The 25,661-nt window shown below is 63.2% G+C and carries 22 protein-coding genes; 12 read left to right on the top strand and 10 right to left on the bottom strand.

Annotation, left to right across the window (positions count from 1 at the left end; all coding sequences use genetic code 11):
• Window positions 1-139: 139 nt before the first annotated feature.
• From BTW07_RS18205 to BTW07_RS18190, 4 genes are all read left to right on the top strand, one after another.
• The gene (locus BTW07_RS18205) at window positions 140-1,939 is read left to right on the top strand and encodes an MFS transporter (protein WP_075571583.1); all 1,800 of its coding nucleotides are present in this window, start codon (window positions 140-142) and stop codon (window positions 1,937-1,939) included.
• A gap of 13 nt (window positions 1,940-1,952) precedes the next feature.
• Complete coding sequence (locus BTW07_RS18200) at window positions 1,953-4,013, top strand: RecQ family ATP-dependent DNA helicase (protein WP_075571582.1); 2,061 nt, start codon at window positions 1,953-1,955, stop codon at window positions 4,011-4,013.
• A gap of 119 nt (window positions 4,014-4,132) precedes the next feature.
• Entirely contained in the window at window positions 4,133-5,392 is a 1,260-nt protein-coding gene (locus BTW07_RS18195; RefSeq protein WP_075571581.1) for a putative DNA modification/repair radical SAM protein, read from the top strand.
• Between the two features lie 45 nt (window positions 5,393-5,437).
• Entirely contained in the window at window positions 5,438-6,367 is a 930-nt protein-coding gene (locus BTW07_RS18190; RefSeq protein ID WP_075571580.1) for a TIGR03915 family putative DNA repair protein, read from the top strand.
• A 19-nt stretch (window positions 6,368-6,386) separates the two neighbouring features.
• On the opposite strand, the gene BTW07_RS18185 is transcribed toward BTW07_RS18190, so the two are convergent.
• Together BTW07_RS18185 and BTW07_RS18180 are read right to left on the bottom strand one after the other, a co-directional pair.
• The gene (locus BTW07_RS18185; RefSeq protein WP_075571579.1) at window positions 6,387-8,048 is read right to left on the bottom strand and encodes a multidrug ABC transporter permease/ATP-binding protein; all 1,662 of its coding nucleotides are present in this window, start codon (window positions 8,046-8,048) and stop codon (window positions 6,387-6,389) included.
• A gap of 219 nt (window positions 8,049-8,267) precedes the next feature.
• Complete coding sequence (locus BTW07_RS18180) at window positions 8,268-9,179, bottom strand: LysR family transcriptional regulator (protein ID WP_075571578.1); 912 nt, start codon at window positions 9,177-9,179, stop codon at window positions 8,268-8,270.
• Between the two features lie 327 nt (window positions 9,180-9,506).
• Here BTW07_RS18180 and BTW07_RS18175 point away from each other — a divergent pair, with 327 nt between their 5' ends.
• From BTW07_RS18175 to BTW07_RS18165, 3 genes are all read left to right on the top strand, one after another.
• Window positions 9,507-10,526: a zinc-dependent alcohol dehydrogenase family protein gene (locus BTW07_RS18175; RefSeq protein WP_075571577.1), complete on the top strand. Its 1,020-nt coding sequence runs from the start codon at window positions 9,507-9,509 to the stop codon at window positions 10,524-10,526.
• Window positions 10,527-10,634: 108 nt separating this feature from the next.
• A complete protein-coding gene (locus BTW07_RS18170; RefSeq protein ID WP_075571576.1) occupies window positions 10,635-11,510 on the top strand; it encodes an AEC family transporter in 876 nt (291 codons plus the stop codon).
• Between the two features lie 121 nt (window positions 11,511-11,631).
• Window positions 11,632-12,165: a PRC-barrel domain-containing protein gene (locus BTW07_RS18165; RefSeq protein ID WP_075571595.1), complete on the top strand. Its 534-nt coding sequence runs from the start codon at window positions 11,632-11,634 to the stop codon at window positions 12,163-12,165.
• Between the two features lie 118 nt (window positions 12,166-12,283).
• Here BTW07_RS18165 and BTW07_RS18160 read toward each other — a convergent pair whose 3' ends face one another.
• From BTW07_RS18160 to BTW07_RS18150, 3 genes are all read right to left on the bottom strand, one after another.
• A complete protein-coding gene (locus BTW07_RS18160; RefSeq protein ID WP_075571575.1) occupies window positions 12,284-12,673 on the bottom strand; it encodes a DUF4168 domain-containing protein in 390 nt (129 codons plus the stop codon).
• 187 nt (window positions 12,674-12,860) lie between these two features.
• Complete coding sequence (locus tag BTW07_RS18155) at window positions 12,861-14,156, bottom strand: pyridoxal phosphate-dependent aminotransferase (RefSeq protein ID WP_075571574.1); 1,296 nt, start codon at window positions 14,154-14,156, stop codon at window positions 12,861-12,863.
• A gap of 44 nt (window positions 14,157-14,200) precedes the next feature.
• Complete coding sequence (locus BTW07_RS18150) at window positions 14,201-15,118, bottom strand: MurR/RpiR family transcriptional regulator (protein WP_075571573.1); 918 nt, start codon at window positions 15,116-15,118, stop codon at window positions 14,201-14,203.
• A 215-nt stretch (window positions 15,119-15,333) separates the two neighbouring features.
• On the opposite strand from BTW07_RS18150, the gene BTW07_RS18145 reads away from it, so the two are divergent.
• Complete coding sequence (locus BTW07_RS18145; RefSeq protein WP_075571572.1) at window positions 15,334-15,789, top strand: DUF4174 domain-containing protein; 456 nt, start codon at window positions 15,334-15,336, stop codon at window positions 15,787-15,789.
• An 84-nt stretch (window positions 15,790-15,873) separates the two neighbouring features.
• Here the strand turns inward: BTW07_RS18145 and BTW07_RS18140 are convergent, their stop codons facing one another.
• From BTW07_RS18140 to BTW07_RS18130, 3 genes are read right to left on the bottom strand one after another with little or no spacing between them, the layout of a single operon-like run.
• Complete coding sequence (locus BTW07_RS18140) at window positions 15,874-16,830, bottom strand: 5-oxoprolinase subunit C family protein (RefSeq protein ID WP_244158451.1); 957 nt, start codon at window positions 16,828-16,830, stop codon at window positions 15,874-15,876.
• Window positions 16,830-17,543 carry a 5-oxoprolinase subunit PxpB gene (pxpB, locus tag BTW07_RS18135; RefSeq protein WP_075571571.1) on the bottom strand — a complete coding sequence of 238 codons (714 nt, stop codon included), beginning with the start codon at window positions 17,541-17,543 and terminating at the stop codon, window positions 16,830-16,832. The genes BTW07_RS18140 and pxpB overlap by 1 nt, the downstream gene beginning before the upstream one ends.
• On the bottom strand, window positions 17,540-18,292 hold the full coding sequence (locus tag BTW07_RS18130) for a 5-oxoprolinase subunit PxpA (protein ID WP_075571593.1): 753 nt from the start codon (window positions 18,290-18,292) through the stop codon (window positions 17,540-17,542). Before BTW07_RS18130 ends, pxpB begins: the two co-directional genes overlap by 4 nt.
• A 300-nt stretch (window positions 18,293-18,592) precedes the next feature.
• Between BTW07_RS18130 and BTW07_RS18125 the strand changes: the two genes are divergently transcribed.
• The 4 genes from BTW07_RS18125 to BTW07_RS18110 all read left to right on the top strand — a co-directional run bounded on the left by BTW07_RS18125 (window position 18,593) and on the right by BTW07_RS18110 (window position 22,818).
• Window positions 18,593-19,549: a LysR family transcriptional regulator gene (locus BTW07_RS18125; protein WP_075571570.1), complete on the top strand. Its 957-nt coding sequence runs from the start codon at window positions 18,593-18,595 to the stop codon at window positions 19,547-19,549.
• A 120-nt stretch (window positions 19,550-19,669) separates the two neighbouring features.
• On the top strand, window positions 19,670-20,668 hold the full coding sequence (locus BTW07_RS18120; RefSeq protein ID WP_075571592.1) for a TRAP transporter substrate-binding protein: 999 nt from the start codon (window positions 19,670-19,672) through the stop codon (window positions 20,666-20,668).
• Between the two features lie 80 nt (window positions 20,669-20,748).
• Window positions 20,749-21,330: a TRAP transporter small permease gene (locus BTW07_RS18115; RefSeq protein WP_075571569.1), complete on the top strand. Its 582-nt coding sequence runs from the start codon at window positions 20,749-20,751 to the stop codon at window positions 21,328-21,330.
• A gap of 186 nt (window positions 21,331-21,516) precedes the next feature.
• Window positions 21,517-22,818 carry a TRAP transporter large permease gene (locus tag BTW07_RS18110; RefSeq protein ID WP_075571568.1) on the top strand — a complete coding sequence of 434 codons (1,302 nt, stop codon included), beginning with the start codon at window positions 21,517-21,519 and terminating at the stop codon, window positions 22,816-22,818.
• A 37-nt stretch (window positions 22,819-22,855) separates the two neighbouring features.
• Here the strand turns inward: BTW07_RS18110 and BTW07_RS18105 are convergent, their stop codons facing one another.
• On the bottom strand, window positions 22,856-23,785 hold the full coding sequence (locus tag BTW07_RS18105; RefSeq protein WP_075571567.1) for a Gfo/Idh/MocA family protein: 930 nt from the start codon (window positions 23,783-23,785) through the stop codon (window positions 22,856-22,858).
• 44 nt (window positions 23,786-23,829) lie between these two features.
• Window positions 23,830-25,389 (bottom strand): sodium:solute symporter family transporter, encoded by a 1,560-nt coding sequence (locus BTW07_RS18100; protein WP_075571566.1) that lies wholly within the window; start codon window positions 25,387-25,389, stop codon window positions 23,830-23,832.
• Between the last annotated feature and the right edge of the window lie 272 nt (window positions 25,390-25,661).

Here is a 25,661-nt window from a genome sequence, read left to right as displayed (position 1 = left end):
ATGTTATGTCTCGTCTTCTGCGTGCCGTGCGCCTTACGCTTCATCTCGTTCGCCTATTTATTCAGCGCTTCCTTAGCGCAAGGCCTTGTCCGCTCGTCCGGTCGTGCCTTCCGATTCGCCTCCTGCCTGCGAGCTTGTCATGCTGCAACCCGTTTCCCGCCAGAGTGACCTGACCCTCGAGTCCGAACAGACTCCGCCACGCCCGGCGGATGTCAGCACTTTCGCTCCATTGGGGGTACCCGCGTTCCGGATGATCTGGATCGCCAACCTGTTTGCCAATCTCGGCGTGTGGGCACAGTCGGTGGCGGCGGCATGGGTGGTGACATCGAACGACGGCGGCGCGGTGGCGGTGGCGATGATTCAGGTCGCGGCGGCGCTGCCGCTGGTGTTGATGTCGATCGTCACCGGCGTGATCGCGGATAATTACGATCGCCGCAAGGTGATGCTGTTCGGGCTGGGTATCGAAGTGCTGGGCGGCGTGTTCATTACCCTGATCGCCTTCCTGAATCTGCTTTCACCGACCTTGCTGATCGTCTCGATCCTCTGCGTCTCGATCGGCGGCGCCATCACCACGCCGGCCTGGCAGGCGGCGGTCAACGAGCAGGTGCCGCGCAACCTGGTCTCGAGTGCCGTGCTGCTCAACAGCGTCAATTACAATGCCGCCCGCGCCATCGGTCCGGCCATCGGCGGGTTGCTGCTGGCTGCGGTGGGGCCGGCATGGATCTTTCTGCTCAACGTGTTCTGTTTCTGCGGCCTGATCGCCGCCCTGTGGCGTTGGAAACGCGCAGTACTGCCCAAGTCGCTGCCACCCGAGCGTATCTGGGAAGGCGTCAAGGCGGCGCTGCATTTCGTGCAGTACTCCAGCGTTACCCGCCTGGTGATGATGCGCTCGTTCATTTTCGGCATTTCCGCCAGCGCGCTGTGGGCATTGCTGCCACTACTGGCACATCAGCACCCCAGCGGCAGCGCCTCGCTCTACGGCTACATGCTCGGCGGCCTGGGGATCGGCGCGATCGCCGGCAGCACACTGGTCAACCGGGCCCGCCAGCGGGTCGGCAGCAGTCGCCTGATCAGCTTCGCCGCCATGACGCTGGGCCTGGTGATGCTGGCACTCGGCGGCCTCGACACCCTATGGGTACTGTTTCCCGCACTCGTCGTCGGCGGCAGCTGCTGGATCGCGGCCGTGGCCTCGTACAATTCGTCGGTACAGATACTGGTGCCGGACTGGGTCAAGGCTCGCGCCCTGGCGCTGTATCAGACCGCGCTCTATGGCGGCCTCACGCTGGGCTCGCTGCTGTGGGGGCAGATGGCCGAGGGCCTGGGCGTGCAGACGGCGCTGATGCTGGCGGGCGCGCTGCTGATCGTCTCGGCGTTGTTGTTGCTCCCTTCGAAGCTCCCGGAGCTGGATGCCAGCGATCTGGTCGAGGCGCCCGAGGCGCACACCAGCAGGCCCGATTTCGACTTCAATCCGGCGCGGGGCTCGGTGATGGTGACGGTCGAATATCGCATCGATAGCGAACACCTGCGCGAGTTCGCCCGCGCCGTGCGCCCGCTGCGAAAGCTGCGGCTGCGCAATGGCGCCAAACGCTGGTCGCTCTACCGCGATACCGTCGATCGCGACCTGTGGCAGGAGGTCTTCCTCGTGCCCAACTGGCTGCAGCATCTGCGCATGCTGGACCGGCTGACGCTGGCCGATCGTGCCATCATCGATCGGGTCACCGCCCTCCACAGCGGGCCGGAGGCGCCGCACCTGCGTTATGGCGTCAGCTATCGCTCGTCGCGCCACGCCCTGCCAGCGTTGACGCCGAACCAGACCGCCCCCCTCGACGATCCGGCGACCGATGCCACCTCACCCGGCACCTATCCCCCCGACACCACCGCGTCCTGGCCCAGCAAGACACATGATTCAGGGCGAAACATGACGCAGGACAGAACATGACGCAGGACAGAACATGACCCAGAACATCATGAACAGCGCCCGGAATACCCTGCTCGAGGTGTTCGGCTTCCCGGCCTTTCGCGGTAGCCAGGAGGCCGTGATCGAACGCGTCATCGGCGGGTGCTCGACGGCGGCGATCTTCGCCACCGGCGCCGGCAAGTCGCTCTGCTATCAACTGCCGGCGCTGCATTTGCCCCATCTCACGCTGGTGGTCTCGCCGCTGCTGGCGCTGATGCAGGACCAGCTGGCATTCCTCCAGCGCCACGGCGTGGCGGCCGCGAGCCTCGACTCGACCCAGGATCGCGATACCGCCCGCGCGATCATGGATCGCGCCCGCAGTGGCGAGCTGAAGATCCTGATGGTCTCGGTGGAGCGACTGAAGAACGAGCGCTTTCGTCATTTCCTGCGCCAGATCGCGATTTCGCTGCTGGTGATCGACGAAGCGCACTGCATTTCCGAATGGGGACACAATTTCCGCCCGGACTATCTCAAGCTGCCGGACTACCAGCGCGAATTCGACATTCCCCAGGCGCTGCTGCTGACCGCTACCGCGACACCTGCGGTGATCGACGACATGCGCGCCAAGTTCGACATCGCCTTGGATGACGTCATCGTCACCGGCTTCTATCGCAGCAACCTGGAACTGCTGGTCCATCCGGTGGAAACCGAGAGCCGCCTGCCGGCGCTGGTCGAATGGCTATCGCCACGACAGGCGCCGATGTCGGAACCGGAATCGCAAGCGCCGACCATCATCTACGTCACCCTCCAGCAGACCGCCGAATCGGTTGCCGCGGCGATGGCGAAGCAGGGTTTCTCGGTGCGCGCCTATCATGCCGGGCTCGACAGCGAGACGCGGGATCGGATTCAGCAGGAATTCATGCACGGCGAGATTCCCTGCATCGTTGCCACCATCGCCTTCGGCATGGGCATCGACAAGGGCGATATCCGCAACGTCATTCATTACGACCTGCCCAAGTCGATCGAGAACTACAGCCAGGAGATCGGTCGCGCCGGACGCGACGGCAATCCATCGCGCTGCCTGATGCTGGCCGGTCGCGATGGCCTGCGGGTGCTGGAAAATTTCGTCTACGGCGACACGCCGGAGCGCGAGGGCATTCGCCACGTGCTGAGCGAAATTGCCGATGCCGGCCGCCAGGCGGAGCGCCAGTGGCCAGTGCTGCTCAACACGCTTTCCCGCGATAGCAACGTTCGCCTGCTGCCGTTGAAGACACTGCTGGTCCGTCTCGAAATGCACGGGGTGATCGCGCCCCGCTTTGCCTATCTGGCGGAGTACCGGCTGCGCTATCTCGAGGCGCCCAGTGACCTGATGGCGCGCTTCCAGGGCGAGCGCGCCGACTTCGTTCGCCTGCTGGTCGATAACATCGCCATGGCAAAAACCTGGGGCACGGTGGATTTCGAGCGTCTCTACCGCGCTGGCGTCGAGGCGCAGATCGATGCCTCGCGCTCGCGGGTGATCGCCGCGCTCGAGTACTTTCAGGACAAGGGCTGGGTGGTGCTGGAGGGCAAGCGCATGACCGATGTCTACGAAGTGCGCCAATCGGAGATCGACGTCGACGCCCTGACCGACCGTCTGCTCGCCGAGTGCCACGCCAGAGAACGCTCGGAGATCGAACGGCTGCAAGCCATGCTGACGCTGTTCGAATCGGACATCTGTCTGGCCCGCCGCCTCGGCGATTACTTCGGTGACGATTCATTCCAGGGCGACAATCCCATCGCTCACGACGACGCCGGCCAATCGGTTCAGGCCGCCCGAGACTGCGGCCATTGTTCGGTCTGCCAGGGTCACGTCGCTCGCTTGCCCGCAGCGCCGGCACTCCCGGAATTGACCCGAGACGATTTCGAACGCCACGCCAGGCCATGGATCCAGCGCCACCAGGAACAGCTCGGAACGGTGCCGGGCGCCCAGCGCATCGCCCACTTTCTGTGCGGGCTCGCCATGCCGATCTTCACGCCGCTCAAGGCGCGCCAGCTGGCGGGTTTCGGCGTCTACGACCAGCGCCCTTACCCCGACGTTCGCGCCTGGGTCGAGCGCCAGATGGTCGTTGCGGGATGAAACGCCACTGACAAGCTGGGCGTGGAACCCCCGAAATCGAGCCACCGACCTTGTCGATCCCGCGATTCTCGAATACTGTATATAAAGACAGTCATCGGGACACGCCACAGGATCACTGCATGGAACTGATCGACAAGCTCTCCATCCTCGCCGATGCCGCCAAGTACGACGCATCATGCGCCAGTAGCGGCGCACCGAAGCGTTCCTCTCGCGGCAAGGCGGGACTCGGATCCTCTGACGGCATGGGGATCTGCCATAGCTTCACGCCGGACGGACGCTGCGTGTCTCTGCTCAAGGTGCTGTTGACCAACTTCTGTCTGTTCGACTGCCAGTACTGCGTCAATCGGCGCTCGAGCAACGTGCCTCGAGCGCGCTTCACGCCGGAGGAAGTCGTTCGCTTGACGCTATCGTTCTATCGCCGCAACACCATCAGCGGACTGTTCCTGAGCTCCGGCATCATTCGCTCCAGCGACTACACCATGGAGCAGATGATTCAGGTGGCCAGGTCACTCCGGGAGACGCATCAATTCCGCGGCTACATCCATCTCAAGGCGATCCCGGAGGCGGACCCCAAACTGCTCGAAGAAGCCGGACGTTACGCCGACCGGCTGAGTGCGAACATCGAACTGCCGACGTTGACCAGCCTGAAGACGCTGGCACCGGAGAAAGAGCTGGGTACCATTCATTCCGCCATGGATCACATGCGCCAGCGAATCGATGCCGCCAACGACGACGCCCGGCAGGATGCCCGCCATCCGGTTCGCAGCAACAATCCCAAGCGACAGGCGCCGCGCTATGCACCCGGCGGTCAGAGCACGCAGATGATCGTCGGCGCGGACGCCACCGATGACCGTACGATTCTGCAGTCCGCCCAACATCTCTATCGGGATTTCCGTCTCAAGCGCGTCTACTACTCGGCGTTCAGTCCGATTCCCGAACGTCCCGCCGGGCTACCCCAGGCGGCGCCACCGCTGCTGCGGGAACATCGGCTGTATCAGGCCGACTTCCTGATCCGCAGTTACGGTTTTCAGGCCGAAGAGCTACTGAACGCGCCGGGCAACCTGGACCTGGAGATCGATCCCAAGCTGGCCTGGGCGCTGGCCCACCGCAACGACTTTCCGGTCGACCTCAATCGCGCCGAACCGGCGATGATCGCCCGCGTTCCGGGCATCGGTCTGCGCAGCGTGCAGCGGCTGGTCGATCTGCGCCGACTGCGCCGCATTCGCTATCAGGATCTGGTCGCACTGCGCTGCCGGCTGGACACCTTGCGTCCGTTCGTCATCACCCAGGACTACCGCCCCGCCGACGCCAACCTGGACAGCACCCGCCTGCGCCAAAGCCTGACCGCGCCACAGCCTGCCCAGATGGCGTTGTGGTAGATCCATGCAACACAAGCGTGCGAGCCATCAGCCGGAGCTTTCGTCATGAATCCTGATCCATCGTCACTGTCGCCACGTATCGCTCACGCTCGCGATTTCGAGGAATGGCGCGAACGGGCGCGGCAGCTGTTGATGGCTGGCGTACCGCCCTCGAACGTGACCTGGCGGGATGGCGATGACAGCCACGACGACCTTTTCTCCTTGCCGCCAGCAGCGGAAAGGCAGCCGCCATTCCGGGGAGCGGCTTCGACATCGATCCGAATCGGGCGCGAGCAATTGGCGCTACTGCGCAACGCCGCCCGCTATCGCTCGCGCGGGGGCGAGCAGGCGCGCTGGCCGTTGCTGTATCGGGTTCTGTGGCGATGGGTCCAGGGCGATGCGGCGGCGACTCACCCCGCCGATGCGGATGGGCATCTCTTGCATCAGCGCTGGCATGCGATCAAGCGGGAAGCGCATCACATGCACGCCTTTCTGCGGTTCCATCGGCGCGATGATGCGTTGGGAGAACGCTACGTCGCCTGGTTCGAGCCCGCGCATGACGTGCTCGATCTGGGCGCCGAGCACTTCGCCGATCGGATGGGCGGTTCGCCCTGGTTGATTGCCACGCCGGAAGGGGGCGTGCACTGGAACGGTTCGACGCTCGACTACCGCTTCCCCTGCCCTGCAATCTGGGCCACCGAGGCGCGGACAGCCGCCGAGCGCGCCAATGCCGACGAGGACCATGCGCTCTGGCGAACCTATTTCGTCAGTACCTTCAATCCGGCCCGACTCAACCACAAGGTGATGACCCAACACATGCCGCAGCGCTTCTGGCGTCATCTCAGCGAAGGGGATCTGATTCCCGCGATGGAAGCCAGGGCCCGCCATGGCGGCCAGCGTCTGGCCCAGGAGAGCAGCGTGGGCCAGCGCAAGGGCAAGGCGCTACCGCCCGGCAGGCTCGCATGCCACAGCACGCCGCCGGCCAGCAACGACTAGCCAGTCGCTGTGCCACCCTTCACGGCGTATCGATTCTGGCCACGGCATCCCGACTGGCCAGCGCCCGCTCGTCACCGGTCAGCTCGCGTAGCTGGCCGTCTCGCATTTCCAGCAGCCTATCGGCATGGGCGAAATAATGGTCGTCATGGCTGATCGCGAAGACCGTGATGCCGAGTTCCCGAAAGCGCGGCATCAGTTCGCGATAGAAGGCGCGCCGGAACTGCGGGTCCTGATCCGCGGCCCACTCGTCCAGCAGCAGTATCTGGCGTTGCTCGACCAGTGCCATCAGCAGTGCCAGACGCTTGCGTTGCCCTTGGGAGAGCTCGGTATCGAGAATCTTCCCCTCCTCGAGCTGCAGTTTTCGGGCCAGCTGCAGCGTCTGCAGCCAGTTGTCCAACAGCGCGGGATCGGCATGCCCCCCTTGAGGCCCCATCAGCCGATCGAACTGATGGAAGTCGGTATAGACCGCCGAGAATCGTTGGCGATAGCGGTGCCAGTCGGCTTCGCCGACGATCTCGTCGTCGATGCGGATCTCGCCGGCGTGCGGTCGATAGAGTCCGGTGAGGAGCTTGGCCAGGGTCGATTTTCCGCTGCCGTTGCCGCCGATCAGGTAGACCTGCTCGCCGCGCTCGAGGCGCAGGTTGATCGGCCCTACCGAAAATCCTTCGCGCCCCGCCTTGGCCGGGTAGCGATAGGTGATGTCGCGCATCTCCAGAGACTGCCACTCGCTGTGGGTCTCGACCAGATCGAAATCGGCGCGGTATTCGGCCAGGGCCAGTTCGCGCAGCTTGTCGAACGAGACCTGGGCGGTGATCAAGGTCGGCGTCGCGCCCACGGCCTGGATCAGGGGCGAGCGCAGGAACAGCAGCGTCAGCGAAAACGTCGCCGCCACCGCGGTATTGGCCCAACCCAGGCCGTTGGCGAGGAAAAACACCACGCCGATCGCCCCCAGCATCATGATGTTGGTCCAGTTGCCTGCACTCAGATGGTAGGTGTCGGCACGAATGATGTGATCGCGATAGGTCCGGGCATCGGCCCCGTAAACCTCTTCCAGCAAGTGTCTGGCGCGATCGCGATTGAGCGCCAGCTCCTTGCGCCCGTGGATGATCGTCTCGTAATCCTGGTAGAGCCGACTGTCGGTGGCCCGGGTGATCCGGATGTGATGATAGACCTTCGACACCAGCCACCAGCCGATCAGCATGGTCACGGTGATCCAGATCGCGGTGATCAGCAGCAGCGGCGGCGAGAGCCACAGCAGATAACCGACCGAGGCCAGCGTGATGATCACGCCCTGAACGAGCTCCGGCAGGCGGACGAAGGCGATGGTCACGTTACGAATGTCGCTGGAGAGACACGACAGCAGATGCGCGCTCCCGAGCTGCTCGAGTCGCTCGATGTCGGTGTCGAGGATGCGCTTGATCAGCCGTCCGCGCAGCCGATAGACGAAGTGGTGTCCGAGCGTCGTCAACGCCAGCTGCGACCCCAGCGTGACCGCCAGCAGCAGCGCGATCAGGCCGATGAAGGGCAACAGTGCCGTGATGGCGGTGCCATCGGTGACGATCAGATAGTGATTGATGAACGCGATCACGCCGATCCCCAGCGCCGCGCTCAGCAGGGTAAGCAGCATGACGCCGATGAACGGCCAGCGATAATGACGAAAGACGACGCGCAGTAGTTCCATTCGGATTCCGTAGCCGGCGATTGGGTTCGCTCATGCCTTCATGCGCGAGACATTGGCCGCAGTACTCCACGGCGGAAGCGATGACCAGGCACGCTTGCGAAGGCATCGAGCGAGAAGCACGGCACCGGGTGATGGCCGGCAGACCGCAGGCGCGAATGATTCTGATCTTCACTCACGAAGTCAAGCGACGTGGCGGCGAGCCCTGTCCTCGGAGGCGACTCATTCGTTGTCGTCGGCGAACATCATCTGTATGCGCGAGCGCAGCCAGCGCTCGGCAGGATCATTGTCGTAGACGCTCTGCCATACCATGCTCAACGGAGAGGGTGCGCGTTCCAGCGGCATTTCGTCCACTCGCAACCCGCCCTGGGCGGCCAGCACGTCCGCGGCGTAATCCGGCACCGTGGCGACCATGTCGGTATCCCGCAGCAGCGAGGCAAGACTGTTGAACTGCGGGACGGCTAACACGATGCGACGCTTGAGCCCTTTTTCGGCCAGCAGTTCGTCGACGTAGCCGTTGAGGTCGCCGTCGAACGACACCAGGGCATGCGGGCGCTCGCAGTAGTCGGCCAGGGTCAACGCGCCCGGACTGCTGTCCGCCCGCAGCACCTTGGCCCGGCTGTGACGCAGGATCTTCTGCTTCGCGTTGGCCGGCAGATCCCGTGCATAGCCGGCGGCCACGGTGACCTCGCCGGTATTGAGCAGTTGGGGCATCAGATGGAAATCGGCGCGCCGGACTACCAGTACGATGCCCGGTGCTTCGGTTCGCAACCGCTTGAGCAGCGCCGGAAGCAGGGCAAATTCGATGTCGTCACTGAATCCGACCCGGAAGACCGCCTCACTGGTCGCGGGGTCGAAGTCGCTGGTCCGGCTGAGCACGTTGGAAATCGCGTCGAGGGCGGGCTGCAACTGCTCGTAGATCTGCTGTGCCCTGGCGGTTGGCACCATCTGGCGCCCGGTACGCACCAGCAGCGGATCGCCGAAGACATCCCGGAGTCTGGCGAGCGAAGCACTGGTGGCCGGCTGCCCCAGAAACAGCCGCTCCGCCGCTCGCGAGACACTGCGCTCCTGCATCAAGGTCTCGAATACCACCAGAAGCTTGAAATCCACCCCACGCAGATCACTACGATTCATGCATGCACTCCGTTCGACGAGTGGCGATGACCGCTCGTCCCTTCAAGTATCCGTCAACGGCAACCCGCGTCCCGGCGCCGTATCGATGAGCGTCAGCGCCTTGTCGACAAGTGTCCGTGCCATACCGGCAAGTGTCCATGCCGTAGCGACCAGTGTCCGACGCGTATCGATAAATGGCGTTTTCCTATCGATAAGTGGCGTTGTCCTATCGATAAATGGCGTTGTCGTATCGATGAGCGTTATAGCCACTATCGATCCTCGAGCATAGTGTTTGCCGGCCATCGTCGATAGAGTCGATAGCAAGCTCCAAAACCCTCGAGGTTCACAATGTCACGCGCGATACAGTTTCAACGTTTCGGCGATGCCGACGTTCTGGAAATCATTGAGCGCGACGACCCGCAGCCCGCAGCCGGCGAGGTGCTGATCCAGACCGAGGCGCTCGGCGTCAACTGGCAGGACGTCATGTGGCGCCGCAACATGGCGCCGACGGAAGCCAGACTGCCGGCCGGCTCGGGTACCGAGATGGCCGGTACGGTGATCGCCGTCGGCCCGGGCGTCAGCGCTTTCTCGCCGGGCGACCGCGTTGCATCGATCCCCGCTTTCGATCCCAATCAGTATACGGCACATGGCGAGCGCGTGGTGTTGCCGGCCGAGGCCCTGATCGCCTATCCGAGCTGCCTGACCGCGGCCGAAGCCAGTGTCCACTACGTCCCTTCGCTGATCAGTTGGCTCGGTTTTCGCGAAGTCGCCGATCTGAAACCCGGCGACACCGTGCTGATCACCGGCGCCTGTCATATCGGTGGCCCCTATGCGGTGCAGATCGCGCGAGCGCTGGGCGCGCGGGTCATCGCGGCAACCCCGCACGAGGCAGCGGTCGACTATCTGAAATCGCTGGGAGCCACGGCGGTCATCCATACCGAGACTCAGGACCTCGCCTCGCGGATCAACAAGCTGACCGACAATCACGGCGTCGATGTGGTGCTGGATGCGCTGGGCGGCCCTCAAATGAACCTGCTGGGCGATGTGCTCGCGCCGCGCGGTCGGCTGATCCTCTACGGCATGATGGGAGGCAACCAGACCACCTTCCCGGCCCAGGCCGCCTTTCGCAAGAACATTCAGTTCTACGTTCACTGTCTTTCCAATTTCAGCGGCAAGCCCGAACTGGGCATACCCCAGAATCGTGAGGCGCTGGATCGCGCCATTACCGACGTCGATCGGATGACCCGCGCCGGCGAACTCAAGCCGCAGATCGATTACCGGTTTCCGTTCGAGGAGATCGCCGAGGCGCACCGCTATCTGGAAACCTGTGCCAATCATCATGGCCGCATCGTGGTCGAAATGGCCTGATCGAGCGGTGGGGCGCCCCCCGACCGCAATCGTGCATTGCCAGCCACCTGACGGATTGACGACAATAGACTTCTCGACTTTCGTCTCGATCACGTTCAAGGAAACCGGATGCTCGCGCAACTGTTCGCCGTCATGGCCCCCGTTCTGATTGGCGCGAGCATCGGGTTCGGCTGGATTCGCTTCGGTTTCAACTACCCCACCGAGTTCGTGACCAAACTGGTATTCAACATCGGCACACCGGCGCTGGTACTGGCATCGCTGGCCAATGCCGAGGTCGATCCCCATACCTTCGGTCGCACCCTCGCCACGACTTTCGTGGTGCTGGCCGGTATGGCAGTGGCAAGTTTCGGCGTCGCCAGGCTGCTACGCAAACCCTGGCAGGTCATCATCTCGCCGATGATGTACCCCAATGCCGGCAACATGGGTTTGCCGGTCTCGCTCTACGCTTTCGGCAAAGAGGGATTCACCTTCGCCATGACGGCATGGGTCGCCAATGCACTGATCCAGTTCACCGTTGGCATGATGATGGCGACGCGCGGCAGTCCGCTGAAGACACTGGTACGCAACCCCACGCTATACAGCATCGCCATCTCGCTTACCCTGCTGCTGTCCGGGATTCATCTGCCCGCGTGGCTCGGCAATACCGTCCACCTGCTCTCCGGCCTGACGATTCCCTTGATGCTGATCACGCTAGGCGTGTCACTGGCCAGCATCCAGGCGCGCAATCTCTCGTCAGGGTTCCTGTTCACGCTTTGCCGTGTCCCCATCGCGCTGGCGCTGTCATTCGCCATCGCCGCCTGGTTCGGCCTGCCGCCGGTGGCCGCCAGCGCGGTGGCGCTGCAGATGAGCATGCCGGTCGCGGTGTACAACTATCTGTTCGCTCAACGTTCCCGGCGCGAGCCGGAGTACGTCGCCAGTCTGGTGTTCTGCTCCACCGTATTGGCGTTCGTCTATCTACCGCTGGAACTGGCATTCATGCTCTAACGCCTCGTCCGCACGGCTTGCAAATGTGACGCGAGCAACTACATTACAAAGTGTAATCTTCAAAAGTTAATGGATTACAGGTAGTTGCATGTTCAAGAAGCCGCAAGGCAAGGAGATAGAGATGAAAAAACTGTCATGGAAGCAGACACTCGGCGTCGCCACACTGGCTGCGGGTAGCGCAATGGTCTCCCAGGCTGCACTGGCGCAGGATACCCAGGATCCGCAAGGCCTCTATTCCGCCGATGAGCTGATGGATGCAGACGTCTTCTTGACGAGCAAGCCGGATGAAGACGTGGGTGACGTCGAAGATATCCTGCTGGGCGAGGACATGAGCGTTCAGGCGCTGGTCATCGAAGCCGGTGGCGTACTCGACATGGGCGACAAGGATTTCGTGGTCCAGAAGGGTGACTTCACGGTAGAAACCCGTCACGACGACAACCTCGACGACATGGAATATCGCGTCGTTCTCGACATGGACGGCAGCGCGCTGAAGCAGCAGCCGGAATACACCAATGACTGGTGGCAGAACGCCAAGACTCAGGCGGCCAGCGCGTGGGAAAACACCAAGCAAGGCGCCTCCAGTGCGTGGAAGGACACCAAGTCAGCAACGTCCGATCTTCTGGACGATGCCAGCGACGCGATCGACAACAACTGATCGTCCAGCGCTCTCGTGATGCATCGGACCCGATGCAGGCACAAAAAAACCGCCGACTCGCTGTCGGCGGTTTTTTCATGCGCGGCTCTGGCTGTGCCGGAGCCACTGCATGTCGCGTTTACTGCTGTGGTTGCTGAACCATGCCTTTCACGCGTTGCATCAACTGCGGATCCTGCTGGATGGCCTGACCAATGGAGTTGAACTGCTCGACACTCATGCCGCTGTCCTTGACCGCATCCACCATCTCGTCGTTGGCCTGCTGACGAATCTTCTGCTGTTCACCCTCTTCGGATGCATTCTGCAGCTGCTCGGTGTAGTCCTGAGAGATCATCGCGATGTTCTGAGACGCATCGGCGAACTGTTGCAGCTGCTCATCGGAGAAGTTCTTGGCCGGAGCCTGGGCCTGGGAACCGCTGTCGGTTGTGTTCTGGTCTTGCGCCATGGCGGGTGCGCTAACAAGTCCGGCCGTCATCATTGCCGCCGCGACGAATGCAGTGATCCTTTGCATGAATACCTCCAAGTACAATTTTATGCGTGTGCTGTAGTGGGATACCGCTCGGGGAAGAGAGTTCCCTGCGAATTGTTTCGGCAGGAAATTTAATGTTTCCTCAAGAAACTCAGGCGGTATCGCGCTAGTCAGCCCGCCAGGCGCTGGCCCGTCATTGAGACAAGGCTGGCGTCTCGGCGGTCGCCCGTCATGGTAGCCATTCGATCATTGCCTGAACACCCTCGCGGACCTTGACCAGCGCCGGCAGCGCCATCGGGTCAGCGTGGTGCTGCGGCGGGTGCGCCAGTAGCGCCGCGCCATCGAAATCGACATAGGCCAGACGAACCGTGAGTTGAGCGGGATCGCAGCCGAAAGCGCTGCCCGGCAACAGCGCCACGCCGGTCTCGGCCAGCAGTCGTGAGGTCAATTCAGCGCTGGTGGTGATACCTCGACGCGACAACGCCTCTCGATATCCCTCGAAATCGGGGAACAGGTAGAAGCCGCCATCCGGAAGATGGGTACGAACGCCCGCCGCCTGCAGCCGAGTGGCACACCAGTGGCCAATCAGGCTGAGCCATGCTCGCTGACAATCCAGATATTGCGTCAGTGCCGGTGTCAGCTGGTAGGCGACGCAAGCCGCTTCCTGAACGGGGCTGGCAACGCTCGACCAGGTCTCCGAAGCGATGCCCAGAAGACGTGCGAAGATCTCCTCTCCCAGCGCTTCGGGCACCTGCATCACGCCCAGCCGCCATCCGCCAGCGCCGCACCACTTCGAAAGACCGCTGGTGGTCACCGTGCCCTCGGGATAGTCGCACGCAAAGGCGCGATGCGCCCTCTCATGCGTCAGCGGTCCGTAGATCTCGTCGGCCAGCACGATCACCCCGTGGCGACGCGCAACCTCGGCCAGCGCCCGCTGGCTATCGGCCTCGGGCGACAGTCCGGAAGGATTGCCGGGCGCATTGAGTATCAGCAGCCGTGTACGGCTGCCACCCCCGCGGCAATGCGCCTCCAACTGCTCGGGCGTGATCTGCCAGCGCGTGTCGAAACTCGCTGGCAGTTTGATCGGCGTCTGTCCTGCCAGGCGCGCCTGTGGTGCATAGGAGACCCAGGCCGGCGCGGGGATCAGAATGTCCGCCGCCGGCAACGCCTTGATCAGGGCGAACAGCAGCAGTTTGCTGCCGGGAGCGATCAGCACGCGCGAGGCCAGCCATGACGTGCCGTCGAGCTCGCTGTGGAAAGCCGCGACCTTCTCTCTTAGCGCCGGCAAGCCCTGGACGGGCAGATACGCTTTCTTGTCGGCGTGCCTGGCCAACGCTTCTACCGCAGGGCCGTAAACCGGAAACGGCGATTGGCCGAAGCCGAACTTGATGATGCGCTCGCCCCGTGACTCCAGCCATCTCGACTGTTCGTTGATCAACAAGGTATCGGAAGCCGGGGTGGCGTTGATGTCATCGGCGTAGGCGTGATTCAACAGGGCGGTGGCGAGCCCCTGGCGAGCGGTCATGTCAGCGGAATTCCTGATGTCGTCGGGGTATCAAGGCAGTTCGATCATTCGATCTGCCAGCGGGCGATCAAGGCCTCACGACGACGGATCGACGAGACGGCGTCGCCGCCCATGTCGTGGGCCATGTGGGACAACAGCATTTCGATCACCACGAACAGGCTGCTCATGGGATTGAAGAAAAACGGGCCTTCGGCGGACGCCAGCAGCGTCATCTCGGTCATGGTGGAGAGACGAGCGGCGGGGTGATTGGTCAATGCGAGCAGCTGCGCGCCCTGTTCGAGTGCCTGGTGGCAATAATCGACACTGCTCCGGGTCTCCGGCCGGTAGCTGATACCCACCACGAGATCCCCCTCCTCCAGCTCGCGCACCGCTTCGAGATTGATACCGCCCACCGAGTCGATCAGCCGCACGTCGCTGCGCAGATAGCTCAAGTAGTAGGAGAGATAGTGAGCACCTGCGAAACAGGCGCGCTGTCCGACCACGTGAACTCGGCGCGCATCGATCAGGGCACGGACGGCACCCGCCAGCATCGCCTCGTCCAGCCCTTCGGCGGTGCGCGAGAGATTGCCCATCTCTTCCTGCCACAGCATCTGCTGCCGGACCGGGTGATCGCCGTCACTCGGGATCTGACCGAGATCGAGCAGCCGCTCGGCACGCGTCGAATAGAACGCCCCGGTGGCGGCATCGGCCCGGAATAGCGCCTGGAAGGCCTTGAATCCGGTCAACCCCAGTGCATGGGCCAGGCGAGTCAGGCTGGACGCATTGACCCCATGCTGCGTGGCCAGCGCCGAAATGCTGAGCGTCGCTGCCAGTTCCGGCGCCGCGAGCAACTGCTCCAGCAGCTTGAGCCCCCCCGGCGTCAATTTCGGGGCTTGAGCTTCTCCGCGACGTGCAGCGATCGACAGCGCCTGCAAGGCGGCCATCGACGTCGGGGGCGAGTCGAAACCATCGTGAGCGGCCATGACCTATCCCTCCGTTTCAGTTTGTAGGTTATACCTTCGCTTGAATTACGGCAAATAAATTTCCTTTTTAGTTAATTTATTTGCATCCTCTGGTTTCGATCTCGATGCCCTTTGATTGTCGATGCCTTTTGATTGGCGGCCTTGTCTTGAACCCCTCTCCCTTCCGTGAGTCACAAGGTCTAGAGTACTCGCAAACGATACGCGTGGAGACGCTCATGAAACGATGGTTGATGACCGGTGCCCTGGTAGCTGGCGCCTTCTTGGCAAACGGCGCCACGGCGCAGGCGGATGGCGGTAACGACCCCGCCAACCCGCTGATTACCGACAAGTGGAACTTCCGCCCGCTGATCGTGGTGACACCGGACCCCGGCCAACCCGCCTATCGGCATCTACGCCAGCAGCTCGATGACACACGAAACCAGTTTGCCGATCGCGACATGCTGCTCTACACGGTCGAGGGCGATAGCGGCACTCGCCACGGCCAGCCGATGACGCCCTACGAAACTCGGGCGCTGCTAGATGCGCTGGGGGTGAACCCCGATCAGGGCGTGACGACGATTCTGGTGGGCAAGGACGGCGGCAAGAAGGTTCAGCTTCGAGGTGACGTCGATCTGCAGGAGATCTACGCCACCATCGACCGGATGCCGATGCGCCAGGCTGGCGATGACTGACCGGCGGGACCGGCGAACCGCCGAGCGCTCACCGTGGCAAGCGCCCTCCAGCGCCGGGCCGAACCGGCTTGCGCTGGCCAGCGGCTAACGCCACAGCGCGAGCTGACGCAGGTAGCGCGTTCGTGCCTGATGGGGCGTCACCGGCGAGAGCCTGATCGTGGTACCGGGAGCGCACTGACCCAGTTGGGCGCAGGCGATCGGCGACAGCGCACCCAGCCTCGGGTAGCCGCCGATGGTCTGGCGGTCGTTCAGCAGGATGATCGGCTGTCCGTCCGGCGGAACCTGAACGGCACCGAGCGGAATGCCTTCCGATATCATCCCGCCCAACTGACACCGCAGCGCCGGACCCGTCAGCCGAACGCCCATCCGGTCGGCGCGGCTATCCACCTGCCAGCCCTGATTGAAGGCGGCGAACAGACTGGCACCCTCGAAATGCGCGATCTGCGCGCCGGTTACCAGCGCCAGCACGACCTCGTCCCGCGGCATGGGCGGCACCGAAGGCATGTCACGAATCTCTCCGGCATGGCCGGCGGCCGACAGTCGATCACCGACCTGGAGCATCCCGCCACGGCCATCGAGCCCGCCCAGTTGCTCGCGGGCCACCGTCGACAGGCTACCCATGAAGGGCTCGGCGTCGATCCCGCCCGGCAGTGCCAGATAGGCACGCAGGCCCGCCCTCGGCTGATCGAAAGCGAGCACCTGACCCTGTTCGAGCGTGAAGCTGACGTTGGCATCCAGCGGCTCGCCGTCCCGCGTGGCGCCCAGATCGGCACCCGCGATGGCCAGCCGAATCGTCTGCTCCGCTTTCAGCGCCAGGCCGCCGATGGCGATCTCGATGCCGGCAGCATCGGGCGCATTGCCCAGAAGCCAGTTGGCCCAGCCCAACGATATCCAGTCCAGCGCGCCGCCCTGCGTCACCCCCAGGTGGCGGCAGCCGAAGCGGCCCGCGTCCTCGACCAGGGCCAGTGGCCCCGTGCGCTCGACGACGAGTGACGCCGGCCTGGTTTGCATCGCGTTCTGCGTACTCGTCCGCGTCGCCATCAGCGCTCCTCCAGCGGCGTGGTATCGCCGCCCTGTTCGATAAAGGCTTCGCGACTGATCGGCTCGAAACGCACGCGATCGCCGGGGCGGAACAGGCTGATCTCGTCGCGCTCGCGATCGAACAGCTTGACGGCGGTACGACCGAGGATGTTCCAGCCGCCCGGCGAGCGCATCGGATAGATGGCGGTCTGACGCTCGGCAATGCCGACGCTGCCGGCGGGAACTCGCTGACGAGGCGTTTTCAATCGCGGCGTCGCCAATGCTTCCTCGACCAGACCCATGAAGGCATAGCCGGGGGCAAAACCGAGCGCGAAGGCGCAGTAATCGCGGCCGGCATGCCGACGCGCGACGTCATCCGTATCGACACCCAGGCGCTCGGCAATGCGGGAGAGCTCCGGACCGACGCTGTCGTCGTACCACACCGGAATACGGTGCTCCCGACCGGCCTGGTTCGACGCCGGCTTCAAGCCACGCAAGGCGTCCTGAATCAGCTTCCTGGCCTCGATCTGGGACAGCCGGGAGACGTCGTAATGCACCAGCAGCGTGGTATAGGATGGCACCAGGTCGATCATGGCCTCGCCGAGGCGCTCACGCAGCGCGGTATCGGCCGCCAGTATCCACGGCATGTGCGCCTCGTCGATGGCGTCGAACAACCTCACCATCAGCGCGTCCATGCCCACCGTTTCGAGCCGGGGAGATAGTGACTGGCTCATGCGTCGCTCAACTGCTGAAAGGCTTCGCGAATGGCCTTGACCGCCGCCACCGACTCGGCGTTGTCACCGTGAACGCAGAGCGTATCCGCGGGGAGATGCAGCTTGCTGCCGTCACTCGCGGTCAGCGGCTCGCCCTTGGCCAGGGCTACGGCCTGATCGACGATGGCACCGCGATCGTGGTGCACCGCCCCCGGTAGACGCCGCGACATCAGGTGGCCCTTGGCGTCGTAGGCACGATCGGCGAAGGTCTCGAACCAGAGTGTCACGCCCATTGCCGCGGCGAGCTCGCGCACCGGCTCGGGATTGGCGGTCGACATCACCAGCAGCGGCAGGTTGCGATCGTATCTGACCACCGCCTGCATTGCCGCACGCAACAGGTCGAAGTCGCTGGCCATGTCGTTGTAGAGCGCGCCGTGGGGCTTGACGTAGCTGATTCGGGTCCCTTCGGCGCGGCAGAACGCTTCCAGCGCGCCGATCTGATAGAGCATCAGGTTTTCGACCTCCTGCGCCGAGCAGGCCATCGAACGACGGCCGAACCCCATCAGATCGGGATAGCCGGGGTGCGCGCCGATACGCACCCCGTTGGCAGCCGCCATCGCCACGGTCTTGCGCATCACATCGGGGTCGGAAGCGTGAAAGCCGCAGGCGATATTGGCACAATCGACGAAAGGCATCGCCTGATCGTCGAGACCCAGCGCCCAGTTGCCGAAACTCTCACCCATGTCGCAGTTGAGCAGGGGCACGCGCATTCGCATTACCTCGTATCGTTGTTGTTGCTCGTATCGTGGTCGTAGCTCGTAACGTTGTTGTCGCTCGTATCGTGGTCGTAGCTCGTATCGTGGTCGTGGAAAGGCGTGCCGCAGCCAAGCCTGAAGGCACTGTAAGAAACCGTCAGCGACAGGGTCCAATCGTTTTTCACGATGCGCAGTATCGGCGCAATCTTTCATCCCGATCATGGCGACCCCAAACGGCGCAATATGAAGAGTTGACGTTCCCGGCACCGGGCCGAAGAATCGGCCATCCCCTTTCGAATACATAACGAGACACCGATGTTCGATTTCAAGGAGCTCGAAGCCTTCGTCTGGGTCGTCAGGCTGGGGTCGTTCCGCAAGGTGGCAGCGCGGCTGCACCTGACCCAGCCCTCCATCTCCGATCGTATTACCCGTCTCGAAGCCGCGGTCGGCGAATCGCTGCTCGACCGCAGCGCGCGGCCGGTGCAGCCCACGCTGCGCGGTCGCGAGTTCTACGCCCACGCCGAACGCCTGCTGGACAGTCGGGAGGAGGCGCTGCAGCTGTTTCAGAACCAGGAGGATTTTTCCGGCACGCTACGGCTTGGCGTGATCGAGACCATCGCCCACAGCTGGTTCAGCACTTTTCTGACACAACTGGCCGAGCGGCATCCACAGCTGACCATCGAGCTCACCGTCGATATCTCGCCGTTCCTTCACCAGCGTCTGGCGGATAACGATCTCGACATGATCTTCGCCATGGACGGCGTCGCACCGGGGCTATCGGTGACGCAGCTGCCGCTGGCGACCTACGAGATGGGTCTTTTCGTGGCGCCGCAGCACGCCGCGCGTCTGCATCACGGCGGCACGGCTGCGCTGTCCCGTCTTCCGTTCGTCTCGTTCAGCAAGCTGGCACGCCCTTACGGCGAGCTCGTGACCTATCTGGCCGAGCTGGGGATCGAGGATCCGAAGATCCACTGCGCCACGACGTTGATGACCATCGCCCGAATGACGATCGACGGCGTGGGTGTCGGCTCGCTACCCGTTTCCACGGTATCGGACGCCTGCGAACGCGGCGAGCTGTTGCGGCTGGTATTGCCTACGCCGCTACCGGCAATGTTCTACGACGCGATCTGGCGCAGCAGCAGCTATCCCAGCTTCTGCCGGGGCGTCACCCAGCTCGCGCAGGACTGTGCCGCTCGCTATGCCCAACGCCATCTCGATGACGAACCCCACGGGGAAGTGAAAGCCTGGCCCGATAGTGCGGATAAGAATTAACGATTTGACGCCGTCGCCGACCGACTTGAAGAATGCAGGAGTCCGATATCTCGATCACGCCCCCGTTCAATAACAAGCGACGTGAAGGAAGACCCTATCAATAACAAACGGAACCCAATGATGCGCACATCCGCGATATCTCTGCTGACGATCGCCATGGCGAGCTCGCTCACCGTCGCGACACCGGCACTCGCCGACCAGTGGAATCTTGCCTCTCCCTACGGCGATGCCAGCTTTCACACCCAGAACACCAAGCAGTTCGCCAAGGATGTCGGCGAAGCGACCGATGGCGAGCTGACCATCACCGTGCACAGCGGCGGCTCGCTGATCAGCCACGCCGAGATCAAGCCATCGGTGCGCCGCGGCACCGTCCAGGCTGGCGAGATATTCCTCTCCACGCTCTCCAACGAGTCGCCGATCTACGAAGTCGACACCCTGCCCGGCCTGGCCGGCAGCTATGCCGATGCCTACGATCTGTGGCAGGCCTCCAAGCCGATCATCACCGACCTCTTCGCCAAGGAGGGGCTGATGCCGCTGTACGCCGTGCCGTGGCCGGCGCAGGGCATCTACACGGACTTCGAGCTGACCGATGCCTCCCAGTTCGAGGGCCTGCGCGTTCGTGCACCGAACATCAACACCCAGCGCTTCGTCGAGAACCTGGGCGGCATCCCGACCCAGACCGAAGAAGCCGATATCCCCACGGCGTTCAGCACCGGCCGCGTCGACGCCATGATCACCTCGGTTTCCACCGGCAAGTCGATGTCGGCATGGGATTACGTGTCGAACTACAGCGATGCCAACCTGTGGTTGCCGAAGAACATCGTCTTCGTCAACAAGCGCGCTTTCGACCGCCTCGACGACGCCACCCAGAAAGCGGTCCTCGATGCCGCGGCCAAGGCCGAGCAGCGCGGCTGGCAGATGAGCAAGCAAGACAGCGCAGAAAGCGCCAAGGCTCTGGAATCCCACGGCATCACCGTGAGCGAGCCGAGCGATGCGCTACAGCAGCAGCTGAAGGCGGCCGGTCAGAAACTGTTCGAAGATTGGCAGGCGCGCGCCGGCGATCAAGCTCAGCAACTGGTCGATCGCTACCGCGAACGCCAGGCCCAGCAGAGCCAATAACGTTTGGTGTAACGGCCCGCCTCGTCGCGGGCCTCGTACGCCGTAGACTTCACTTCACTCACACCCGGTGAGTTTCCGTCATGACCTTCAAACTGAATCCGCTCTACCGGCTCGGTGCCTGGGGTGCCGCGGCCTGCATGCTGGCGATCTGCGGCCTGGTCACGTTTCAGGTACTGCTGCGCTGTCTCGACGCCGTGCTGGTAATGGGCGGCGCCAGTCGTCTCGGCTACGAGATCAGCGGCGTCTCGGAGATCGCCTCCTATCTGCTGGTCGGCGCCACCTTCCTGAGCCTCGCCTACACCTTCACCCACTACGCCCATATTCGCGTCACGCTGGTCATCGCCCGACTGCCGGCGGCGATCCAGGTCTGGTGCGAAGTGGCGTGCCTGGCGATCGCCTTGGCGCTCAGCGCCTTGCTCAGTTGGGAGATGATCGGGCTGATTCGCGAAAGCCTCGATTACGGCGACGTCTCCTCGGGGCTGATGGCGATTCCGCTGTGGATTCCACAGACCGTTCTGGTCGTCGGCCTCGCGCTGCTGTGTCTGGCCATTCTGGAAGCCCTTTCGAACACGCTGAGACAGGCCGTCACGGCGCCGTCGCGCTACGTGGCCCCCGGCGACAACAACGACCCTGGCGATAAAGACAGCTTCGGCGGCGAGTAACTTTTCGCTCCAACAACCAGCGAGGAAGCGCTGAATAAATCGGCGAGCGGGATGAAGAGCAAGGCGCACGGAGCGCAGAAGACGAGACATAACATGGGGTTAGGCGAGTCTTCCAGCACCGCGTAACGCAGCACTTCGCCCGCGCAGACATTTATACGGTGCTTCCCTGAACCGAGGATTCGACTCGTGCTCACGCTCAGTCTTGCAACGCTTTTTACCCTGGCGATTCTGCTCGGCGGCGGCGTATGGATCGCCTTCGCCCTGCTCGGCACCGGCTGGATCGCGCTGACCGGTTTCACGAGCTTCGAGGTCGGCCCCATTCTTGCCTCCGATTTCTGGGGCGCCAGCTATGGCTGGGACCTGACCGCCCTGCCGATGTTCGTGTGGATGGGCGAGATCCTGTTTCGCTCCGGGCTTGCCGACAACATGTTCCGCGCGCTGTCGCCCTGGCTCAACCGTCTGCCCGGTCGGCTGCTGCACTCCAACATCATCGGCAGCGGACTGTTCGCGGCCGTCTGCGGCTCCTCTGCCGCGACCTGCGCCACGGTCGGCAAGATGACCCTCCCGGAACTCGAGCGGCGCGGCTACGACGAGACGCTGGCGATCGGCACGCTGGCCAGCGCCTCCACCCTGGGCCTGCTGATCCCGCCGTCAATCATGATGATCGTCTATGGCGTGGTCACCGAGCAGTCGATCTCGCGCCTGTTCATGGCGGGCGTCGGCCCCGGCCTGCTGCTGCTGGCGCTGTTCATGATCTACCTGGTGATCTGGTCACTGACCGCCGGCAGGAATGGCGGCGCGGGTCATGCCGAGACGCCGATGCCGTTTCTCGACAAGGTCAGAAACAGCTGGCGGCTGATTCCGCTGCTGGTACTGATCGGCGGCATTCTCGGCAGCATCTACGGCGGCGTCGCCTCGCCCACCGAGGCAGCGGCCGTCGGAGTGGTGCTGTCGATGGTGATCGCCCGCTTCAATGGCCACTTCGACAAGTCGATCTTCCTGGAGTCGATGTTCGCCGGACTGCGTACCTCGTGCATGATCGCCTTCATCATCGCCGGCGCGTCGTTTTTGTCGTCGGCAATGAGCTTCACCCAACTGCCGACGCAGCTGGCCAGCGCCATCGCCGCCATGGGGCTATCGCCCAACGTGCTGCTGGTGATGTTGACGCTGTTCCTGCTGGTGCTGGGCTGCTTCCTCGACGGGATCTCGCTGATTCTGCTGGTGACCTCGATCATCATGCCGCTGATCAACGCCGCCGGCATCGACCCGATCTGGTTCGGCATCTACCTGGTGATCGTGGTGGAGATCTCGCAGATCACGCCACCGGTGGGCTTCAATCTGTTCGTGATCCAGGGGCTGACCGGCAAGAACATCTTCACCATCGCCAAGGCCACGTTGCCCTTCTTCCTGCTGATGCTGTTCGCGATCGTGCTGATGCGGGCGTTCCCGGAGATCGTGTTGTATCTGCCACAGGCGATGACCGGCTAGGCTTTGTACGAAACCGGCGCTCGCTCGAAGCTCTCCTCTATTCGACGAAGTCCTCGACGGTGTGCCGGTGCCCCAGCATCAGGGCGTCGGCCACGTGCCGGAACGGGCTGACATCGACGTCGGAACGACCCTCGGCGATCAGCGTGGCAAAGCGTTCGTAGAGGCCGGCGTACTCCGCATCGGGACCTTCTTCGCGTAGCTCGCCGTCGATCAGCAACCGGCTGCCGCCCGCTTCCAGGGTCAAGCGCCCTTCGTCGGTCTCGACGTGAATGTTCCAGATCGGCGGCGTGCCCTGCTGACGAAAATCGAACTCGGCATGAATCGGCACGTTTTCGCCGTCGACGAAATCCAGCGATGCCGCGATCGGCGTCTGGCAGTTGCCGGGCACCTGCAGCTGGGCATCGGTCAGGTGGAACGGACGCGGCAGGATCTCGGTCACGATCGATAGCGCGTTGATACCCGGATCGAACACCCCCATGCCGCCCGGCTGCCAGATCCAGGCCTGCCCCGGATGCCAGACGCGCACGTCCTCCTTCCATTCGATATCGACACGCCGGATCTGGCGCGTCGCCAGCCACTGCCGTGCCGAATCGACACAGTGGGCGTGACGGGAATGCCATGACGCGAACAGCGTGACACCATGGCGCTCGGCGTCTTCCCGCAGGGTTTCGATTTCCGCCAGAGTGGCTCCGGGCGGCTTCTCGAGCATCACGTGCTTGCCGCTTGCCATGGCCAGACGCGCCTGCGCGGTGCGAACGCCAGCGGGGGTGCATAGCGACACGGCGTCGATCTCGGGGCCCTGCTCGAGCAGCGCCTCGAGACTTTCGAAATTCGCAACGTCGGCCACGGAGGCGTTACGGCTGGAGACGGCGGTCAATCGATAACGCGCATTGTCGTCGATGGCAGGATGATGCTGATCGCGGGCGATCTTGCCGTAACCCACGATCGCGAGACGAAGGGTATCCATGACAGATCCTTGTATGAAACAGCCTTGAAATGAGAGCGGCTCGCTCATCGCAGCAGATAGACGATGATCGCGGTGAGCGCCGACACGATGGCGATGCCGATCATGACATCACGGGGAACCCGCTCCAATCCCTCTTTGGCGATGACCGCGATCCGCGCATCCTCGTCGTCCGGCCGATCGTCGGCGCCCAGCCGAACCTTCCAGAACCCGGTGAATAGCGCCGTCGCCGCGAACAGGATACCGCCGATGATGGTGAAGTGGATCGGCAGCACGCCAGTCTCAACCAGCACGAACAGCACCGCACTGAGCGCATGGCCGCTGGCCAGGCCGCGCAATGCCGCCGACGAGCCCAGCGACTTGATCCACAGCCCCATCAGGAAGGTCGCCACCAATGGCGAGGCAACGAACGCGAACACCTGCTGGAGATAGGCCCAGAGGCCGGAAAAGTACTGGATCATCGGCCCCCAGGATGCCGCGATCGCCGCCAGGATGAACGTGCAGATCCGCCCCCATCTGGCCAGTTGGGCATCGCTCAGACTCGGCCTGGCCGGCTTGATGAAATCCAGCGTCAGCAGCGTCGCCGAAGAGTTGAGCGTCGAGGATAGCGTCGACATCAGCGCTGCGATCAGACCGGCCAGGATCAAGCCGGTGAGCCCGGTCGGGGTGAATTCCTGGACCATTTTCGGGTAGACCTGATCGGGATGCTCGAGCCCCGGCAGCAGCGGGATCACCATGGCGCCCGGAATCGTCATGATGAAGATCGGCAACAACTTCAACGCTGCCGCGAACACCGAGGCGCGACCGGCGGCCTGAATATCGCGTGCCCCGAGCAAACGCTGGACGACATACTGATTCATGCTCCAGTAGTAGAAGCCGACGATCGGCACCCCGGTGATCAACCCCAGCCACGGCACGCTGGGATCGTCCAGCGGCCGGATCAGCGACAGCTTCTCGGGACTGACCGCCTCCTTGACCGTCGACCAGCTGTAGTCGAAATGGCCGAAGATGATCCAGGTCATCGCCGCCGAACCGCCGATCAGCACGCAGGCCTGCATCACATCGGTGTAGACCACGGCACGGAGCCCGCCAAAGGCCGTGTAGATGCTGGTGAACAATGCCAGCAGCGCACAGACTTCCCACAGATTGGTGCCGGGGATGAAAGTCGTCACGATCAGGCCGCCGGCGTAGAGCGTGCCCGCGGTATCGAGAATGATCGACAAAAACAGCGTGATGACGGAAAGATACTTGCGCAGCCGTGAATCGAAGCGTCGCTCCATCAGCTCCGGCATGGTCGTCACGCGCGCCCGCATCAACACCGGCAGCACGAAGATGGCCGTGAACATCAGCACCACGCCGGCCATCCACTCGTAGTTGGCCGCGGAGATCCCGTGCTGATAGGCGGCGCCCGGCAGGCCGATCAAAGTATCGGAGGAGATATTGGAGGCGAACAGCGAGAACCCGATCGCCATCGGGCCCAGGCTTCTTCCCGCCAGGAACAGCTCTTCCGGCGTCGTCTTTCCCCGAGCGGTCTTGTAGCCGATAAAAGTGACGATCACGAAATAGGCCGCGATCACCGCAAAATCCCAGAATTGAAGATTTTCCATGAGTTCGTTCGCTTTTGATCTGTGGTTGTTGTGGCGAGCGATGGCGGCGCGATGGCACCGATAGCCAACCGTCGCGACGACGCCTGTTCAGGCGTTCACGAGGTAAAGGTTAGCCAGCACACGGTCGAAAATCCATTCTCGGACAGCCAGCTGCCGTCAACGAAAAAGGCCCGGCGGTGTTCTTCGCCAGGCCCTGGTAGTCGCTAGGGAAGCGCTGAATAGATCGATGAGCGCGAGGAAGCGCGAGGAAGCGCGAGGAAGCGCGAGGAAGC

Origin of the sequence: Salinicola socius, from assembly GCF_001937195.1 — a bacterium.
Taxonomy (GTDB): Bacteria; Pseudomonadota; Gammaproteobacteria; order Pseudomonadales; family Halomonadaceae; genus Salinicola; species Salinicola socius.
Note: the sequence above shows the minus strand (reverse complement) of the source record. Positions and strands in the feature narration are given on the sequence as shown.

Excerpts from the sequence above, each read along its gene's own strand:
- BTW07_RS18125 (WP_075571570.1), top strand. The coding sequence starts at position 18,593 with ATGTTCGATTTCAAGGAGCTCGAAGCCTTCGTCTGGGTCGTCAGGCTG.
- BTW07_RS18140 (WP_244158451.1), bottom strand. The coding sequence starts at position 16,830 with ATGGCGACGCGGACGAGTACGCAGAACGCGATGCAAACCAGGCCGGCG.
- BTW07_RS18130 (WP_075571593.1), bottom strand. The coding sequence starts at position 18,292 with ATGCGCGTGCCCCTGCTCAACTGCGACATGGGTGAGAGTTTCGGCAAC.
- pxpB (WP_075571571.1), bottom strand. The coding sequence starts at position 17,543 with ATGAGCCAGTCACTATCTCCCCGGCTCGAAACGGTGGGCATGGACGCG.
- BTW07_RS18170 (WP_075571576.1), top strand. The coding sequence starts at position 10,635 with ATGCTCGCGCAACTGTTCGCCGTCATGGCCCCCGTTCTGATTGGCGCG.
- BTW07_RS18155 (WP_075571574.1), bottom strand. The coding sequence starts at position 14,156 with ATGACCGCTCGCCAGGGGCTCGCCACCGCCCTGTTGAATCACGCCTAC.
- BTW07_RS18105 (WP_075571567.1), bottom strand. The coding sequence starts at position 23,785 with ATGGATACCCTTCGTCTCGCGATCGTGGGTTACGGCAAGATCGCCCGC.
- BTW07_RS18150 (WP_075571573.1), bottom strand. The coding sequence starts at position 15,118 with ATGGCCGCTCACGATGGTTTCGACTCGCCCCCGACGTCGATGGCCGCC.
- BTW07_RS18160 (WP_075571575.1), bottom strand. The coding sequence starts at position 12,673 with ATGCAAAGGATCACTGCATTCGTCGCGGCGGCAATGATGACGGCCGGA.
- BTW07_RS18145 (WP_075571572.1), top strand. The coding sequence starts at position 15,334 with ATGAAACGATGGTTGATGACCGGTGCCCTGGTAGCTGGCGCCTTCTTG.
- BTW07_RS18175 (WP_075571577.1), top strand. The coding sequence starts at position 9,507 with ATGTCACGCGCGATACAGTTTCAACGTTTCGGCGATGCCGACGTTCTG.
- BTW07_RS18115 (WP_075571569.1), top strand. The coding sequence starts at position 20,749 with ATGACCTTCAAACTGAATCCGCTCTACCGGCTCGGTGCCTGGGGTGCC.
- BTW07_RS18100 (WP_075571566.1), bottom strand. The coding sequence starts at position 25,389 with ATGGAAAATCTTCAATTCTGGGATTTTGCGGTGATCGCGGCCTATTTC.
- BTW07_RS18205 (WP_075571583.1), top strand. The coding sequence starts at position 140 with ATGCTGCAACCCGTTTCCCGCCAGAGTGACCTGACCCTCGAGTCCGAA.
- BTW07_RS18165 (WP_075571595.1), top strand. The coding sequence starts at position 11,632 with ATGAAAAAACTGTCATGGAAGCAGACACTCGGCGTCGCCACACTGGCT.
- BTW07_RS18195 (WP_075571581.1), top strand. The coding sequence starts at position 4,133 with ATGGAACTGATCGACAAGCTCTCCATCCTCGCCGATGCCGCCAAGTAC.
- BTW07_RS18120 (WP_075571592.1), top strand. The coding sequence starts at position 19,670 with ATGCGCACATCCGCGATATCTCTGCTGACGATCGCCATGGCGAGCTCG.
- BTW07_RS18190 (WP_075571580.1), top strand. The coding sequence starts at position 5,438 with ATGAATCCTGATCCATCGTCACTGTCGCCACGTATCGCTCACGCTCGC.
- BTW07_RS18185 (WP_075571579.1), bottom strand. The coding sequence starts at position 8,048 with ATGGAACTACTGCGCGTCGTCTTTCGTCATTATCGCTGGCCGTTCATC.
- BTW07_RS18180 (WP_075571578.1), bottom strand. The coding sequence starts at position 9,179 with ATGAATCGTAGTGATCTGCGTGGGGTGGATTTCAAGCTTCTGGTGGTA.
- BTW07_RS18200 (WP_075571582.1), top strand. The coding sequence starts at position 1,953 with ATGACCCAGAACATCATGAACAGCGCCCGGAATACCCTGCTCGAGGTG.